13 protein-coding genes are annotated in these 14718 nt (G+C 67.9%); 9 read left to right on the top strand and 4 right to left on the bottom strand.

Features of this window, described 5'->3' with window-relative positions; translation table 11 throughout:
- Positions 1 to 27: 27 nt before the first annotated feature.
- Positions 28 to 2091 (top strand): SpoIIE family protein phosphatase, encoded by a 2064-nt coding sequence (locus ACWFQ8_RS21675; protein ID WP_453787888.1) that lies wholly within the window; start codon positions 28 to 30, stop codon positions 2089 to 2091.
- A 14-nt stretch (positions 2092 to 2105) separates the two neighbouring features.
- On the opposite strand, the gene ACWFQ8_RS21670 is transcribed toward ACWFQ8_RS21675, so the two are convergent.
- From ACWFQ8_RS21670 to ACWFQ8_RS21660, 3 genes are all read right to left on the bottom strand, one after another.
- Positions 2106 to 2984, bottom strand: a complete 879-nt coding sequence (locus ACWFQ8_RS21670; protein ID WP_453787887.1) for an isocitrate lyase/PEP mutase family protein — start codon at positions 2982 to 2984, stop codon at positions 2106 to 2108.
- Positions 2985 to 3143: 159 nt separating this feature from the next.
- Positions 3144 to 4637: a cellulose binding domain-containing protein gene (locus ACWFQ8_RS21665; protein ID WP_453787886.1), complete on the bottom strand. Its 1494-nt coding sequence runs from the start codon at positions 4635 to 4637 to the stop codon at positions 3144 to 3146.
- A gap of 622 nt (positions 4638 to 5259) precedes the next feature.
- Complete coding sequence (locus tag ACWFQ8_RS21660; protein ID WP_453787885.1) at positions 5260 to 6453, bottom strand: hypothetical protein; 1194 nt, start codon at positions 6451 to 6453, stop codon at positions 5260 to 5262.
- A gap of 1002 nt (positions 6454 to 7455) precedes the next feature.
- On the opposite strand from ACWFQ8_RS21660, the gene ACWFQ8_RS21655 reads away from it, so the two are divergent.
- Both ACWFQ8_RS21655 and ACWFQ8_RS21650 read left to right on the top strand, forming a co-directional pair.
- Positions 7456 to 8832, top strand: a complete 1377-nt coding sequence (locus tag ACWFQ8_RS21655) for a replicative DNA helicase (RefSeq protein WP_453787884.1) — start codon at positions 7456 to 7458, stop codon at positions 8830 to 8832.
- Positions 8833 to 9107: 275 nt separating this feature from the next.
- Positions 9108 to 9884 carry an NUDIX domain-containing protein gene (locus ACWFQ8_RS21650; RefSeq protein ID WP_453787925.1) on the top strand — a complete coding sequence of 259 codons (777 nt, stop codon included), beginning with the start codon at positions 9108 to 9110 and terminating at the stop codon, positions 9882 to 9884.
- On the opposite strand, the gene ACWFQ8_RS21645 is transcribed toward ACWFQ8_RS21650, so the two are convergent.
- Positions 9868 to 10998 (bottom strand): XRE family transcriptional regulator, encoded by a 1131-nt coding sequence (locus tag ACWFQ8_RS21645; RefSeq protein ID WP_453787924.1) that lies wholly within the window; start codon positions 10996 to 10998, stop codon positions 9868 to 9870. The genes ACWFQ8_RS21650 and ACWFQ8_RS21645 overlap by 17 nt on opposite strands.
- A 577-nt stretch (positions 10999 to 11575) precedes the next feature.
- Between ACWFQ8_RS21645 and ACWFQ8_RS21640 the strand changes: the two genes are divergently transcribed.
- From ACWFQ8_RS21640 to ACWFQ8_RS21615, 6 genes are read left to right on the top strand one after another with little or no spacing between them, the layout of a single operon-like run.
- Entirely contained in the window at positions 11576 to 11845 is a 270-nt protein-coding gene (locus ACWFQ8_RS21640; RefSeq protein ID WP_453787883.1) for a DUF6284 family protein, read from the top strand.
- Positions 11842 to 12111: a hypothetical protein gene (locus ACWFQ8_RS21635; protein WP_453787882.1), complete on the top strand. Its 270-nt coding sequence runs from the start codon at positions 11842 to 11844 to the stop codon at positions 12109 to 12111. Before ACWFQ8_RS21640 ends, ACWFQ8_RS21635 begins: the two co-directional genes overlap by 4 nt.
- Before the next feature lie 56 nt (positions 12112 to 12167).
- Positions 12168 to 13184, top strand: coding sequence for a hypothetical protein (locus tag ACWFQ8_RS21630; RefSeq protein WP_453787923.1), 1017 nt, complete (start codon positions 12168 to 12170; stop codon positions 13182 to 13184).
- The gene (locus tag ACWFQ8_RS21625; protein WP_453787881.1) at positions 13181 to 13519 is read left to right on the top strand and encodes an RRQRL motif-containing zinc-binding protein; all 339 of its coding nucleotides are present in this window, start codon (positions 13181 to 13183) and stop codon (positions 13517 to 13519) included. The genes ACWFQ8_RS21630 and ACWFQ8_RS21625 overlap by 4 nt, the downstream gene beginning before the upstream one ends.
- A gap of 44 nt (positions 13520 to 13563) precedes the next feature.
- Complete coding sequence (locus ACWFQ8_RS21620; protein WP_453787880.1) at positions 13564 to 14178, top strand: hypothetical protein; 615 nt, start codon at positions 13564 to 13566, stop codon at positions 14176 to 14178.
- A 2-nt stretch (positions 14179 to 14180) separates the two neighbouring features.
- Positions 14181 to 14396, top strand: coding sequence for a hypothetical protein (locus ACWFQ8_RS21615; protein WP_361752383.1), 216 nt, complete (start codon positions 14181 to 14183; stop codon positions 14394 to 14396).
- Positions 14397 to 14718 lie beyond the last annotated feature (322 nt).

Below are 14718 nucleotides of genomic sequence, written 5' to 3'. Positions count from 1 at the left end.
GGAGACCTCGACCGAAGGGGGCCCCTGATGCCGACGGACCGCCCCGGGGGCGCGGACGCCGCTGGTCCGATCCGCTCCGAGCCGGGGTCCCTGCTGGAGCACGTGGCCGTGGCCGTCTTCGGCATGGACGGTGAGGAACGGATCTGCTACTGGGGGCCGGGCGCGCGGGGCCTGTTCGGCCACGAGGCCCGGGAGGTGCTGTCCCGGCCTGCCTCCGCCCTCTTCCCCGCCCCGGCCCCCGGCGCCCCCGGGGGCGCCGCGCTGCTGGTCGAACGCGGCCGCAGGCTCGGGTACTGGCGGGCCCGGCTGCCCGCGCTGCACCGGGACGCCGGGGTCTTCGACTGCGGCTTCCGGGTGTTCCCGGTGACCGGGGCCGCGGGGGATTCCGTGATCATGGGCCTGGCCAGCAGGGGCGACGAGCTCGACCGGGTCAAGACGAACCTCGTCTTCCTCGACGCCCTTTTCGAGACCTGCCCGATCGGCCTGGTCATGCTCGACGAAGAGCTGCGGTACGTCCACCTCAATCAGGTACTGGCCGACATGGACGGACTCCCCGTGGGCGACCACATCGGGCGCCGTATGACCGACATCATGATCACGTCCGACGGGGGCGAGTACCAGCGCATGCTCCGGGCCGTCGCCGAGGAGGGACGCCCCCTGGTCGGCGCGCTGGTGGGCCTGCGCACCCCGGGCCGGCCCGACCGCGACCAGGTGCGGTCGGTGAGCTTCTTCCCGCTGAGCGGGGCGGGGGGCACCCGGCCCGGAGTCGGCGGGCTGCTCGTCGACGTGACCGACCGGGAGCAGGCCCTGCTCGAAGCCACGGCCGCCCGGCAGCGGCTGGACCTCCTGGACCGGGCGGCGGCCCGGGTCGGTACCACCTTGGACCTGGAGGTCACCGCCCGCGAGCTGGTCGACGCGGTGGTGCCCGAGTTCTGCGACGGCGCCGTCGTCGAACTGGTCGAGTGGATGGACGAGTCGGAGATGTTCGACCCCGGACTTCCCCTGGTCACCCGCCGGATCGCGGCCCGAACCACCCTCCCGCCGCCCGCCCCCGAGCTCGTCGGCGGCCTGGAGCGGATCACCTACCCGCCCGGCTCCGGCATTCACGACATGCTGAGCACCGGCCGACCGCTCTCCGTCGTCGTCGACGAGGAGTTCGCGATCCGGACCGCCGCCCACCAGGACCGGGCCCGCCTGCTGCTCGACAGCGGCCTGGCCGGCATCGTCATCGCCCCGCTCATCGCCCGGAACACGGTCCAGGGCATCACCATGTTCGGCCGGGCCGCCCGCCGCCCGGCCTTCACCGAACAGGACGTCACCCTCGCCGGCGATCTCGCCTCCCGCGCCGCCCTCTGCCTGGACAACGCACGCCTCTACGGCCGGGTCCAGGACATCGCACTGACCCTCCAACGCGCGCTGCTGCCCAGCGCCGTGCCGACCGGCGACCACGTGCGCGTCGCCCACCGCTACCTGCCGGGCAGCCGGATCACCGAGGTCGGAGGCGACTGGTACGACGTGATCAACCTGCCCGGCGACCGGGTCGCCCTCGTCGTCGGCGACGTCATGGGACACGGCGTGCCCGCCGCCGCGTCGATGGGCCGGCTGCGCATCACGGCCAAGGCACTGGCCCGCCACAGCCGCGAGCCCGAGGCGCTGCTGGCAGAGCTCGACGCGTGCGCCCGGGAAGCCGGCATCGAGCTGGCCACCTGCCTCTACCTCGTCTACGACCCGCACACCGGCCGGGCCCGCGTCGCCAACGCCGGCCACCCCCCGGCCCTGGTGCGCCACCCGGACGGCACCGTCGAGACCGTCGGCGAGGGACTGGGCGTCCCGCTCGGAGTGGGCGGCGTTCCCTTCCGGTCGACCGGCATCGATCTCCCCGAGGGCGCGGTGCTGGCGCTGTACACCGACGGTCTCGTCGAGGCGCGGGGCCAGGACATCGATGCGGGCCTGGAGGCGCTGCGGGCGCAGCTGCGCACGGCCGCCGGGCCGCTGGAGGAGAGCGCCGACCGCATCCTGGCGAACCTGCTGCCCGCCGGGGCGACCGACGACACCGTCCTCGTGCTGGCCCGGATCCACCGGGCGGCGTAGCACTCCGGCCCCGCTCAGGAGGTCCGGACGCCGCGCCGGGGACGGCCCAGGTTGCGGGCCAGCAGCTCGGTCGAATGGGCGACGCCGACGACGGGGCGGACGGCGGCGTCCGCGTCCCCGATGTCGGGCAGCCGGCCGTCGTCCGCCTTCAGCTCCAGCAGTGCCTCTTCCATCGCCCGGTGCGCGGCGAACAGGCACGGGGTGCTGTAGACGGCGGCGTCGACGCCCAGGCCGTCGAGTTCGGTCAGTGAGAGCCGGGGGGACCTGCCCCCGCTGATCTGGTTGAAGAGCAGCGGCTTGTCCCCGGCCGCGGCACGGATGCGGGCCAGCTGACCGGTGCTCCGTACGCCGTCCACGAGCACCATGTCGGCGCCGGTGGCGGCCAGTCGCTCGGCCCGCAGCAGCATCTCCGACTCCTCCGTGGCGTCGGTGCGGGCCACGACGAAGAGGTCCCGGCGCGCGTCGAGCACCGCCTCCAGCTTGTCGAGGTACTGCGGCAGGGGCAGGATCTGCTTCCCGTCCGCGTGCCCGCAGCGGCGCGGCCGCTGCTGGTCCTCCAGGACGACGCCGGAGGCCCCGGCCCGCTCCAGCCGGCGCACGACGTGGCCCGCGACCTCCGGGTCGCCGTAGCCGTCGTCGACATCCACGAGGAGGTGGTGGTCGGGGAAGGCGGAGCGCAGGCGCTCCGTGAAGGCGACCATGTCCGGCCAGGCGATGAATCCGACGTCCGGCAGGCCGTAGAAGGAGGCCGCGAAACCGAAGCCGGAGACGAACAGGGCGTCGTAGTGCCCGGCCGCCACCGACGCCGAGTACATGTCGTACACCCCGACCAAGGGCGTCGTGCCCGGCTCCGCGACGAGTTCCCGCAGCGCACTCCCGTAATGCCCGACCACCGTGCCTCCTCGCCCGCGGGATCCCGGCGGGACCCCGCGGACGATCTTCGCGGGGCGGGCCGGTGCAGGAACGATCCGGCCCGCCCCGGCCGCGGGTGTTTCACCCGGACGGTCGGCCGCGGGGGAGTGAGGGAGAGGGGGAGCGGGAGCGTTACCGGACTACTTGAGCGCCGCGAACGCCTTGGTGAAGGCCAGCGGCTCCTGGAGGATCGAACTGCACGTGGCGTCGGCGTAGTTGACCGCGCCGGCCGCGCACTGCTTGTCACGGGTGGCCGACCACATCGCCAGCCGCCCGATCCCCTTGGCCGCCGCGAAGTCCACGAGCTGCGTGGCGTCCGAGACGGTGAAGATCTCGGTCGTCACGTCGTTGACCCCGATCATCGGCGTCACGGCGACGGCCTTCCACGCCGCCGCGTCGGACAGCCCGAGGACCCCCTTGAGCTGAGCCTGCGTGGCCGTCGCCGCATCGATCGCGTACTGGCCCATGTCACCGCTGTACGCCGGCCCGTAGTCCATGGCCATGATGTTGACGGCGTCGACGCGCACCCCGTTCGTGCGGGCGTCGGCGAGCAGTGCCACGCCCGGCTGGGTCAGCCCCTCGGGCATGACGGGCAGGGTGAACGCGACGTCGAGGCCGGGGTGGGACTTCTGGAGCTTGGCGATGGCCTGGGCGCGACGTGCGTTGGCCGAGGTGTCGGGCAGGGCGGCGCCCTCGATGTCGAAGTCGACCTTGGTGAGCCGGTACTGGTCGATGACCTTCCCGTACGCGCCGGCCAGCTCGTCGGCGGTGGCGCAGTTCAGCGCCAGCTCGTGTCCGGCCGCACCGCCGAAGGAGACCCGGACGTCGCCGCCCTGGGCGCGCAGCGCGTCGATCTGGGAGGCGACCTTGTCGTTGGCGAGGTCGGTGACCCCGCCCCACAGCGGCGCACAGCCGCCGCCCGAGGTGATGAAGGCGAGGTGGAACTCCTTCACGCCGGTCTTGGCGGCGGTGTCGAGGAGGTCGTAGGAGGGGAACAGCGAGGTGTCCACGTACGGGGCGAACCGCGCACCCGCCACCGGGACGGGCGGCGCGGTGGGGGTACGGGTGGGCGAGGGCGAGGAGGTGACGGACGCGGTCGGGGTGGTGGGCGCGGGAGCGGTCGGCGTGGCCGACGCGGTCGGAGCGGAGGTGGGCCGGACGGTGGGGCGCCCGCTCGGCGGGGGCGTCGCGGTCGGGTCGGCCGAGCACTTCTGCCCGTTGATCTTGCAGCCGGTCGGGTCGCCCGGTGCGGCGCCCCCCTTCGTCACGAAGCCCACGGTGACCGAGGCGCCGGCCGCGAGCGTCCCGTTCCAGCCGGCCGGCTTCACGGTCACGCGGTTCCCGTCGACGCTGTGCGAACCGTTCCACAGCGACTCGACGGAGGTTCCGGCCGGAAGGTCGAACTGCAGCGTCCAGTCGGACTGCGCCGTGCCGGTGTGGTTGGTGATGACGTACTGACCGGTGTAACCACCGCTCCAGGACGTCGACTTCGTGTACACGGCCCCCACGGCGGAGGCCTGCGCCGTACCGGAGAAGGCGAACGCGGCGCCTCCGACGATCACCGCCGCCCCGATCACCCCCACGGCCTTCGTCGTACGACCTGCCCTGCGCCGGTGACCGCCTGTGCTGTTCATCGCGTGCCCGCCTTGGTTGTGTTACTGGGGAGTTGGGTGATGCGGGCAGCACGCTAGCCGCCTCGAACCGGACATTCGTTCGTTTGTGGGCGCCCGTAACGAACCTTAGGTTCCACTTAAGGAAGGGGAAAGCGGGACATCAGGAAGCGGCGTCGCCGAGCCCCTGCGTCCCAGGGTTCTCGGCGCCTCGCCGTCCGTGACAGTCCACACAGATCTATCGTGTGCTGGATGGGGTGGCTCCCTGATTGGCTCCCCGCACGTCAAAGGGCCGTCTCTCGCGTGCGGCACCTGCCTCGTTGCGGAACTTACGGTGCACCGTTGTGAGCTTGAAGGGACAGCCCTTTGGCAAGCGCGAGGGCGGGTGGTGCCGTTGACCCCTGGCTCGTACGACCCAGGGGCGGCCCAACTGCCAGCGCCATTCGCACAGCCGGTGACCTACCGGAGGGGTACGGCGGGAGCGGGCGCAAGGCCTTGCCTGACTCAGCCCGCCTATGAACCAGTTTCCGAGGAGCCATCAAGGCCACCGGCCACCCCTCGAAGGCCTGCAGCCGGCCCAGGAGATTGGACGCCACCGGGTGAAACCGCTCAAGGCAGCCCCGTTCATGCTCGGAGAAGTAGCCCTTCACCTCCCCTGCTGCAGGTTCCGAGCAGCATTCTTCGCTGCCTGCTCCACCTCGGAGCGCGACATTCCCTCACGCGCCGCGTACTCGGTGACTGCACCCTGAAACCTCTCAGCCGCCGTGCGCCATGCTTTCCACTGCGCCTCGAAGGCTTCCCCCTGGAGGCCGGCGAGCTTCTCTTGAGCTTCCCTGCTCGATCGCCGCAGATTGATCAGCTCGTCCGGGACGTCCTCTACAGCCTGGCGCTCGCCCGTCCCTTGCTGTGTCACGTCAGGCATGTGGTCTTTGGCTGCCGTCCGGCGCGAATGTCCGTCGGCCTGCCGCTCCTTCCGGGGCCGCGGCGTCCCGTCGGTACTGGGCCGAGTCCCTTCACCGTGGTGGTCTACCCAGGTCTGGTAGTCGTGGGTCGTTGTCCAAAAACCGCTGCGATCGAGCGGCCTCACGGGCACCACCAAGCCGGCGGGGGCCTGACGTATGAAGTCGTCCAGGGTGATGGCAGCGGGCTGCGAGTCGACGTGCGTGGAGCCACAGCCGGCAAAGCGCTTGAACGGGCAACGGTGCCCCTCTCGGCTTGTGCACTTCCATTCAAGCACCTTCCGGTATCCACCGAGGATGCGAAGTTCGTAGCGCGGATTGTCGATCTGCGGGAGGCGGGCCTGGTTGGAGCGGAGCATGGCGACGCTCGCACCACTGGCGATGATGGAACTGTCGGTATGCCAGGCAACTGCGTCCCGTTTGGCGGCCAGGGAACGACGTGTCCGTTCCCTGGCTCCGTACGCTTGCTTAAACGGTGAGTGCTGCATCTCGTACGAGACGTGCAGATCTCCAACGAGAAGAACATCCGAGCGCGTACGGCCGTCGCTGGCACGGGCCTCACGCAGCGCCTTGAACCCCTCGGACTCACCTACTCGCTCGACGCGATCGCAGTACGCCTTGTGCTCATCGCTCTCCAGTGCTTGGTACGGATGGTCGGCGCATTCATTGGGCTGGTGGGCAATGACACGGCTGCCGTTGCGACAAAAAGTCCTCATCCAGTGGGTGACCTTGTCGTCATCCCAACACCAGGCGCACTTCACCAGCTGGCGGCGCGTGGAGTCACGGTTGTCGGAGACCAGGCGCATCCACTCGATGTCACTGAGCCGAGTAGCATCAACCTTGCCCCGGCCGTCGGTGATGTAGATCAGGTTGTTATGCACGACAGATCCGCTCCTCTGCTCCAGGGAACATCTGTAGTCCAGTGACTTTCGCGGGCATCCAGGCTTATGGTGCAGCACAGCGCTGACAGCAAAGCCCCGCTTCTACGGACTGGGGCCGCTCGCCGTTGGACCCCTCACCCCGGTTCGGCAAGGAGCCCTCGGCGCTGCTGAGCGCGGTGCGAGTGCACCACCAGCATCTCCTTCGAGGTTCGACCAGTCGGGCCACCCACTGCGCACTCCCCAACCTCAACTCCCCCAGATCCTCGTGGGAGGTCAAGCCAGCTCGAGCGAACCTGCTGCGGCCAGCCAGGACAGGTGACTTGTCCCGCTGCGCGGCTGACACCCTGCCCCTCTCACTGCAGCCACGACAAGACATAGATCGCTAGCGCGTTCATGCCCACGGCGACGACCGTTTGAACAGTCGTAGCCAGCAGCAACGCTCCCAGTCCCTGGGGTGCTCCGCTGCAGTCCGAGCTGGCCGTCCTCTTCTGACAGCAACCCATGTGTGCCTCCTCCTGGTTGGACTTCCAGCATTGGGGGTGGTCGGCAGGACATGAGCAGTTCGCGTCACAACGAGTCAGTTCGCGGGTTCGGGTAAGTGCCTGACCTGCGAGCGAAATCCGTGCCACCCTGCGACGGAGACACTCGGAGACACTTGGGGGGCTAGTGGGGACGACGAGAGGGAAGCGCGGACTAGTAATGCCGCCTGAGGACCAGGTACCCCCTGGACCACACCGACAGATGCTTATCGCGCTGCATGAGACCTACGCCGCGGCTGGCCGTCCGGGGCTTCGTCAGATATCGCAGGGACTACTGCTTGACGACTCCGCCCCGGCGACGCTCAACTATCAAGCGATCGGGAAGATCCTTAACGGCAGGCAAATCCCAAACCCAAAGCAACTGACTAGTCTGACTACATGGCTCCTTCGCGAAGGAGCTGGCGGAGGAAGGTTCGCAGATAAGGATTACAGTCAATTCATCGACCACCTCCAGGCTCTATGCTTGAGCATTCATCAGCAGCATGGAATTCGAGCAGTCAGCGCAGAAGAATATCCCAGCACAGTCGGTTCGAGTCACCAAATCGAAGACGAAAGGAAGCTTCTGGGTTGCATGATATTGTCGCTCGACGCCATTTCAGACACTGAAGGGGTAATCGGTCGAGACGACTTCGTCGACGAGTTCAACGGTAGGGTGTACACCGCCCTGATAGCTCTCTATAGTAGCGGCAAGAGCGTCTCCATCGAGGGAATCCTCGAAGAAATGGAGAACCCATCATCAGTCTCGCCAAGTCGCGCTGCGCACCTCTTGCATGGCATCGTGGCGGATGCACCTGATCCCCATACTGGGGAAATTTACTCCACCCGAATGTCAAAGAGATCTTTTGCGCGCAAAATTTCGGTCGCCAGTGAAGAGGTGGCGGAGCTCGCAAAGTCGATGTCCAAGGCCGACGACCCGGAGACCGACCTTCTGTCCCGACTCGTCGAAGACAAGCTCCTTAGTACCTCATTCCCGCTGAGTTCGATATATCGGGCAACGGATGCCATTGAAGGAGCCCTAGATGTCGTAGAGGCGGTTGGGTCATCACGGGGCCCCATAGGCATACCTTCCGGGTTTCGAGAGCTCGACTGCTTGAACTCTGGTTTTCGCCCGGGTGAGTTGATTGTGGTCGCCGGGGCTTCCAAGATGGGTAAATCCACACTGGCACTTAACTTCCTTCGCGCCTGCTCCGTCGCCAGCAACCGCCCCAGCGTTCTGGTGTCCTTGCAGTTCACCCGCTACGAGATCATGATGCGCCTAATGTCGGCAGAGGCGAGTGTTGCGCTAAATCACATGACTGCCGGCACTATGGACAATGTGGAATGGACTCGTCTCGCCCAGAGAATGCCGAGCATCAGCGGCGCCCCGATGCACATAATCGACGAGCCGAGCTACTCGGTCGATGAACTCGTTCGAACGTGTAGAAAACTCGTGAAAGTCAACGGAGTTTGCCTTGTGGTGATCGATAGTATCGACCTGCTATTTCCCGGCCTCGAAATGGCGAGCGATGAAATGGAGCGGAGCCTTGCTGCGGCGGCACGCGAGCTTCGCGCCATGGCAAAGGAGATGGACCTTGTCGTGATAGCTTTCTACCAGTTGGGGCGAGTCGCGACCGATCGTCGTAGCGCTAACCAACCCGAACTGCACCATGTTCCATGGGCGCTGGAAAGCGCTGCGGATATTGCGATTCTCCTACATCGCGAGGATGCGTACGAATTGGACAGCCCTCGGGCGGGCGAAGCCGATTTCATCATCGCCAAGAACCGCACGGGGCCTTCCGCAGTCATCGTCACTGCTTTCCAAGGGCACTATGCGCGTTTTGTGGACATGAGCCAATCTTAGTTAGCGAGCCCTTCCCCCACCCCTAGCCGCAGGCGCAGCCGCACCGGGAGCATCCCGCCTCGGCCCTTGGCCTTCGGCCGTCGTGCTGCCAGAGGTGTGTCATGGCCGTGATCACTCGGCATGTTGGTCACCAGCCCTGGGCACGCTCCGAGGTGCCCGTCCCCGCGATGCCCTCACATCAGATCAGGAGAGAGATGAGCATGGCTGAGCCTTCCGTCCTTCTCCCCGATTACGCTGGTCATGACCAGCTGGCGAACGGGGAGAGTGCTCTGAGGATGGGACCGAAGTCGACGAGGGTCTACCAGACGATCCGGTCTTGGATCGAGTCGGGCAAGTACAGCCCCGGCGAAAAGCTTCCCTCCGAGCGGACCATGAGCGCTGAGCTGGAGATCGGCCGTACCGCCCTACGGCAGGTGCTCGCACGACTGGCGAGCGAGCACCTCATCAAGGCGTACGACCGCAGCTCGTACCGAGTCGTGGGTGGCGAGACCGTACCCACGCCGGCAGAGCAGGAGCCCTGGACGATCCACGGCAGCAGGACGGTCTACGAGAACCGGTGGGTGAACCTCGACCTCGTCGACGTTGAGCCTCCCGGGGTCGAGCGGTTCGAGCACCACGTGGTGCGCCTCCACCACGTGGCGATCACCGCTGTCATCGATGAGCAGCAACGCGTCCTGATGTTGTGGCGCTACCGCTTCGTCCCGCAGCAGTGGGGATGGGAACTCCCCGGCGGGATCGTGGACGAAGGCGAGGACGCGGCCACCACGGCGGCACGCGAGACTGAGGAAGAGACCGGTTGGCGTCCGACGAGCGTGGAGCACGTCGTGACGTATCAGCCCATGATCGGCATGGTTGATTCACCTCACGAGATCTTCGTGGCACGGGGCGCGGTGAAGGTGGGCGAACCCACGGACATCGAGGAAGCCGGGCAGATCGCCTGGGTGCCACTCGCGGACATTCCCCGGCTCATGGCCGAGGGGAAGCTCATGGGGTCAGGAACCCTGGTTGCCCTGCTGCACGTCCTCGCGTCGCGGGCTACAGCCGCCCCGTAAGTAGCTCCACACGCCGGCGGTGCCGCACGGACCCCGTGCGGTTCGCCAGCAGTCGCGCCTGCTGGAGGTTCGAGCGGGCCTCGTCGAACTCGCCGCGAGCAAGGTGCGCCTGCGTCAGGTCGCTGTGCAGTCCTGCCTTGGCGCGGACGAACGTGGGATCCGTCGCCTGGAGAGACGCGTACAAGTCACCCATGGCCGAGCTGTCGCCCAAGAGCGCCAGCACGTTTCCCCGCCAGCGCGCCAGGTGGTCGGCGTTCAGGAAGATGCTCAGCATGTCGGAATCCCGAGGATTCGCGCCTTCGGGCAGCGCGGACGCCGCCCGGTCCAGCGCATGACGGGCATCGTCGTGCATGCCGGCGGTAGCGCACAGCTCCGCTTCGGCCGCACTCAGCCAAGCCCGAAGGCGAGGCGACTGCCGCTCTGCGTGGGTGCGCTGCGCGTCCCGAATCAGCTCGACCGCCATCTCGGGTCGGCCGGCATCACCCAGGACGTACGCCTGCTCCCCCATGGCGTGGGCCAAGTACTGCGGCGCGTCAGCATCCTGCGCGGCGCGCTTCGCCAGCTCGTAATGTCGCCAGGCGCGCTCCACAGAACCCGCGTCCAACGCTTGCCAGGCTGCCAAGGTCGCCGCCCCTGCCAGGGCCGTTGCGATGGGACGGCGAGTTCCAGGCAGGACCGCGAAGGTGAGCGCATCCTCCATCGTCGTCAGGTGACCGTTCATCTGGTCGACCAGGCCCGACGCGCCCATCTGCCGATCCATGGTGCGAAGTAGCTCCGTCTGGTCCATGAAGGTGCTCACCATGGAATCGCTGACGCTCCGCGCCGAGTCGATACGACCCAACAGGTCCTCATAGCCGTCTGCTTGCTGTGGGGCCGAGCGTGCAGACTCCCCGCCCAGTTCGGCATCCGTCACCCCGAGCAGCGGCCGGAGGATCACGGCGTACCGCTCTGTGATGGCCCGTCGGCCGTTCTCCCACTCCGACACGTACGTCTTCAGGCTCGCGCTCGATGCGACATTCAGCATGTGCTGCCGCGCGTAGCGCTCAATCTCGAAGATCAGCCGCTCCTGCGACCATCCCCGCGCGGTACGAACAACTCGTAATCCCTTGCCCACGTGCATCGCCTCCGATGGCCGTGCCACCTGGGGAGGGATTAACCAAATCGCCGCAGGTGGGAGCGGGTTAACACCCTTGAGGTTAACCCCTGTTGGCTACCGAGAGCCCCTGTCTGAGCCGTTTCCTGAAGTCACACCGGAACACACCGGCAAGCCCCGAACGAACCAGGGGCTTGCATCTGGTGCGCACCAGATGCCATCCTTCTGGTGCGCACCAGATGGCCCGTACGGGCTCAGTCTTCCTGTGTACGCAAGACCGATAGCACCACTCCACAGCCCGGAGGAAAGCCCCGAGGGGTGAGTACGAAGGCAGCGTTCGTTGTTTGAGAACTGAACAGAGTGCCGGCCCAGCCACCTGCACAGGGGTGGTCGATGGGTCCTAGCGAACCAACCTTTTTCGCAGGCCTTTCGGGGCCTGCGGTGAGCACCAGTGCTCACGGTCCCCGGCATCTACGGATGCCGGGAGGCCGTGGCTGCTCGTGCGAGCGAGATGCCACCCGAACGCAGTGCAGCCCCGGCGGTAGGACGCCGGGGCTGCTGTTCGGGCCCCGTTCCTGTCTGAGAGGAGCAAGGCCCAATGAAGTCCATCGTTGCACGTCACACGGGTGTTACCCAGCTGCCGGCCGACCTGGAGCCGACGGATGCGGAGCTGGACGCGATCGAGGCGGAGATGCCGGTCATCTCCGCCGAGGTCGAGCTGTGGGACGCACTGATCGTCCTGCTGGACCGGCCGATCACGGAGTTCGACGCCCGCCGGATCCGCCGGGCCCACAACCGGGTGCTGACCGCCCGCCGGGACGCGGCCAACCGCGCCGCTGGTACGCAGGTCTCGGGGGACGCGGCATGAACGACCGCACCGAAGCTCACGTCGACCTGCTGGAAGCGATCGTGGATGCACTGGATCTGCCGCTGCCGTCGATCGAGAAGGCGGACGAGCGGCTCTACTACCGGCTGCTGGAACGCCGGGCCCTGGCTGTGCGGATCGTCATCGAGTCGAACCGCGCCGTCACCCGGGACCCCCGGTTGGCCGCGGACGCGATCCGCATCCGCACCGCTGAGGAGCCCGTCACCTACACCCCGTTCGAGCCCGTGAAGGACGGGGTGGACCGGTGAACGGCCGCCCGCTGACGGGAGCCCAGAAGGCTGTCCTCGGTCTGGCGTTCGTCCCGATGCTGGCCACGGGTGCGGCTGGCGGGTACGGGACGTACTCCAACATCAAGGGCGTCTACAACTCCGGCACTGCGCTCGGCGCGGTCGCCGCCGGTGAGGGCGCCACGGCCGTCCTGGCGCTGGTGCTGCTGGGGCTGACCATGCTGGGTCAGTCCTCCCCGGCCGTGGTCCGTGCTGGACTGTGGGCGCTGCCGGCCGCCGCGTCGGCCATGTCCGCGGTCGCCGCCCCGGACGGGCCCCGCACCGTCATCTACGCGATCACCCCGCTGGGCATGTCCGTTTCGGCCGAGGGCATGGCGTTCCTTGCCCGCCGGATCGTGGTCCATGTCGATGGCCGGGACGCCGAGGCCGAAGCAAAGGCCGCGTCGGTGGTGCAGGCGCTGGCCTACCACCGCGCCCGCGCCGCCAACCACCCTGACAAGAAGATCCGGGAGCGGTCGGATCGGGCGTCGTGGCGTCTGGCCCGCAAGGTCGGCAGGTCGGACAGCACGCTCGGGGCCCGGCTGCTGGATGTACAGCGGGAGCGGATCACCACCGGTGCGGACGTGGCCCTGGGTGACATGTTCGCGATCACCGTCACACCCCCCGCCGAGCCCGTCACGGCTGGCCGTGACGCCGTCACGGCGACCGTGACTCCCGCCCTCCCCCCGGCTCCCGAACCGGGCTCCGACGAGGGTCCCGTCACGGGTGGGCGTGACGCGGAAGACACGCAGGTCAGCGACCCATCGCCCGGTCTGGAAGAGGGGGACGTCACGCCCTCCGTCACGCCTGCCGTCACGCCCGTGACGCTCGACGAGGTCGCCGCCATCGCCGGGGTGCCCACCCCACTGATCGGGGAGCCACTGACCGACGAACAGATCGTCGTCGTCCTCCGCTATCTGCGCTACTCCACCGACCCGCCCCTGTCCTATCGGCAGACCGCCGCGGCCTTCCGCGACTCCGGATTCACCGGCGGCGAAGCCCGCATCCGGGGCGCCTGGGCCACCCTCATGGCCCAGGAGGAAAGCCCCCGGTGAGCCCCCTCCCCGTCTACCGGTGGCACCTCGCACCCGAGGGTCTGGCCACCCGTCGTCAGCTCCGAGCCGTCGGGCTTCGGCCCGGAGGGCAGGACGTCGTCGCCCAACTGGAGAAACCCCGCCGCCGACGGGACCCGCTGATCGCCTACCTGTACCGGATCGACCGGGCCCGGCCCGTGCGGCCGATGACCCCCAACCGGTGGGCGGCCCTCGCCGAAGCGGATGCGGCCCGCCGCCGCTGCCCGGTCTGTCGGGATCACCTCCCGTACGTGATCCCGACCTCCCTCGGCATGTGCGTGGCCTGCCACGACTTCCCTGAACAGCGCGCCGCCTGAACACCCGACGCTTCACCCCTGAGCACCGGAAGGAGGGGGCCGCCATGTCCGGCATCGACTGGGACAAGGAGTTCACCCGCATGAACCCCGCAGCCCCGGAAAAGCCCAGCACGTCGTCCAAGTTCTCCGCCAAGTTCGGCGGAGTACGCCGCAACACCGCCGCTCTCGCCGTGTGCGGCACCATCGCCGTCCTCGCCGTGTGCGGCACCGTCGTGGCCGTCACCAGCATGCAGGGCGAGCAGGCCGCCCAGGACCGCGCGCGGGCCAAGGAACAGGCCGCGAACACCCTGGTCGAGGTCGAGGCCGACAAGCAGCGGGCTCAGACCGAGGAGGCCGCGGCCAAGGCCCTGTACGAGCGGGAGATGGCCGTCTACCTGGAGTGCATGAAGGTGAGGGCGGCGGCGGTCGCCAAGGCCGCCTCCTACGAGGTCGCGAAGATCCCCGCCTGCGCCGCCCCCACCCTCGGCGGAGCCTCGGCACCCAAGGCCAAGGAGGCCGCCGGCGGTTCCGGCGGTGGCGTCACGTCCAGCCCGTGGCTGTGGGTGGCGCTGGTCGGCGGCGGCGGGCTCGTCGCCTACAAGAAGCTCTCCGCGCCCTCCGGTTCCGGTGCGATCACCCCTGCGAACAACAAGGGATTCACCTTCGAGAAGGGTGCCTGAGAATGACGCTCCAGTTCTTCGCCCTGGCCCTGTTCTGCTGGGCCCTGTTCTTCACCTTCAAGAAGACCAAGGGAAAGCAGATGGCGATCTGCATCATGCTGATCGTCTCCGGGATCTTTCTCCCGTACACGCCGTTCAGTGACGAGATCCGCAGCACCCTCGAATCCGTCTTCAACACCGCGAACGACACCGTCAGCGACATCGGCACGTCACGCTGAGTCGACTCTGTGCCGGTTACTGGTTACCGGTTACAGCCCCCAGACGCCGCGCATGGGCCGCCCTGGACGGCCCGAACCGGCGCCCGCAAGGCCTGTAACCGGTAACCGGTAACCCCCGAACTACACAGTGTCATGAAAGGAGGCTCGTGGAACTCCTCATCCTGCTCGCCATCACCTACCTCGTCGGCGTCGACAACACCCACGGCAAATACGAGCAAGCGGGCATCAAGAAACCCCCACCCAAACCGAAAACCAAATGGCAGCCCACCCGGGCGCCCGACACCTTCCGAAACGCCCCCTACAACGCCGCAGCGAAAGCGCA

This window comes from Streptomyces sp. NPDC055254 (assembly GCF_053606025.1).
This window is presented reverse-complemented; position numbering and strand designations above follow the sequence as displayed.

Bases quoted from the DNA above. Each gene is read 5' to 3' on its own strand.
- ACWFQ8_RS21675 (WP_453787888.1), top strand. From the start codon at position 28: ATGCCGACGGACCGCCCCGGGGGCGCGGACGCCGCTGGTCCGATCCGC.
- ACWFQ8_RS21620 (WP_453787880.1), top strand. From the start codon at position 13,564: ATGTCCGGCATCGACTGGGACAAGGAGTTCACCCGCATGAACCCCGCA.
- ACWFQ8_RS21665 (WP_453787886.1), bottom strand. From the start codon at position 4,637: ATGAACAGCACAGGCGGTCACCGGCGCAGGGCAGGTCGTACGACGAAG.
- ACWFQ8_RS21650 (WP_453787925.1), top strand. From the start codon at position 9,108: ATGGGACCGAAGTCGACGAGGGTCTACCAGACGATCCGGTCTTGGATC.
- ACWFQ8_RS21640 (WP_453787883.1), top strand. From the start codon at position 11,576: ATGAAGTCCATCGTTGCACGTCACACGGGTGTTACCCAGCTGCCGGCC.
- ACWFQ8_RS21615 (WP_361752383.1), top strand. From the start codon at position 14,181: ATGACGCTCCAGTTCTTCGCCCTGGCCCTGTTCTGCTGGGCCCTGTTC.
- ACWFQ8_RS21635 (WP_453787882.1), top strand. From the start codon at position 11,842: ATGAACGACCGCACCGAAGCTCACGTCGACCTGCTGGAAGCGATCGTG.
- ACWFQ8_RS21630 (WP_453787923.1), top strand. From the start codon at position 12,168: ATGCTGGCCACGGGTGCGGCTGGCGGGTACGGGACGTACTCCAACATC.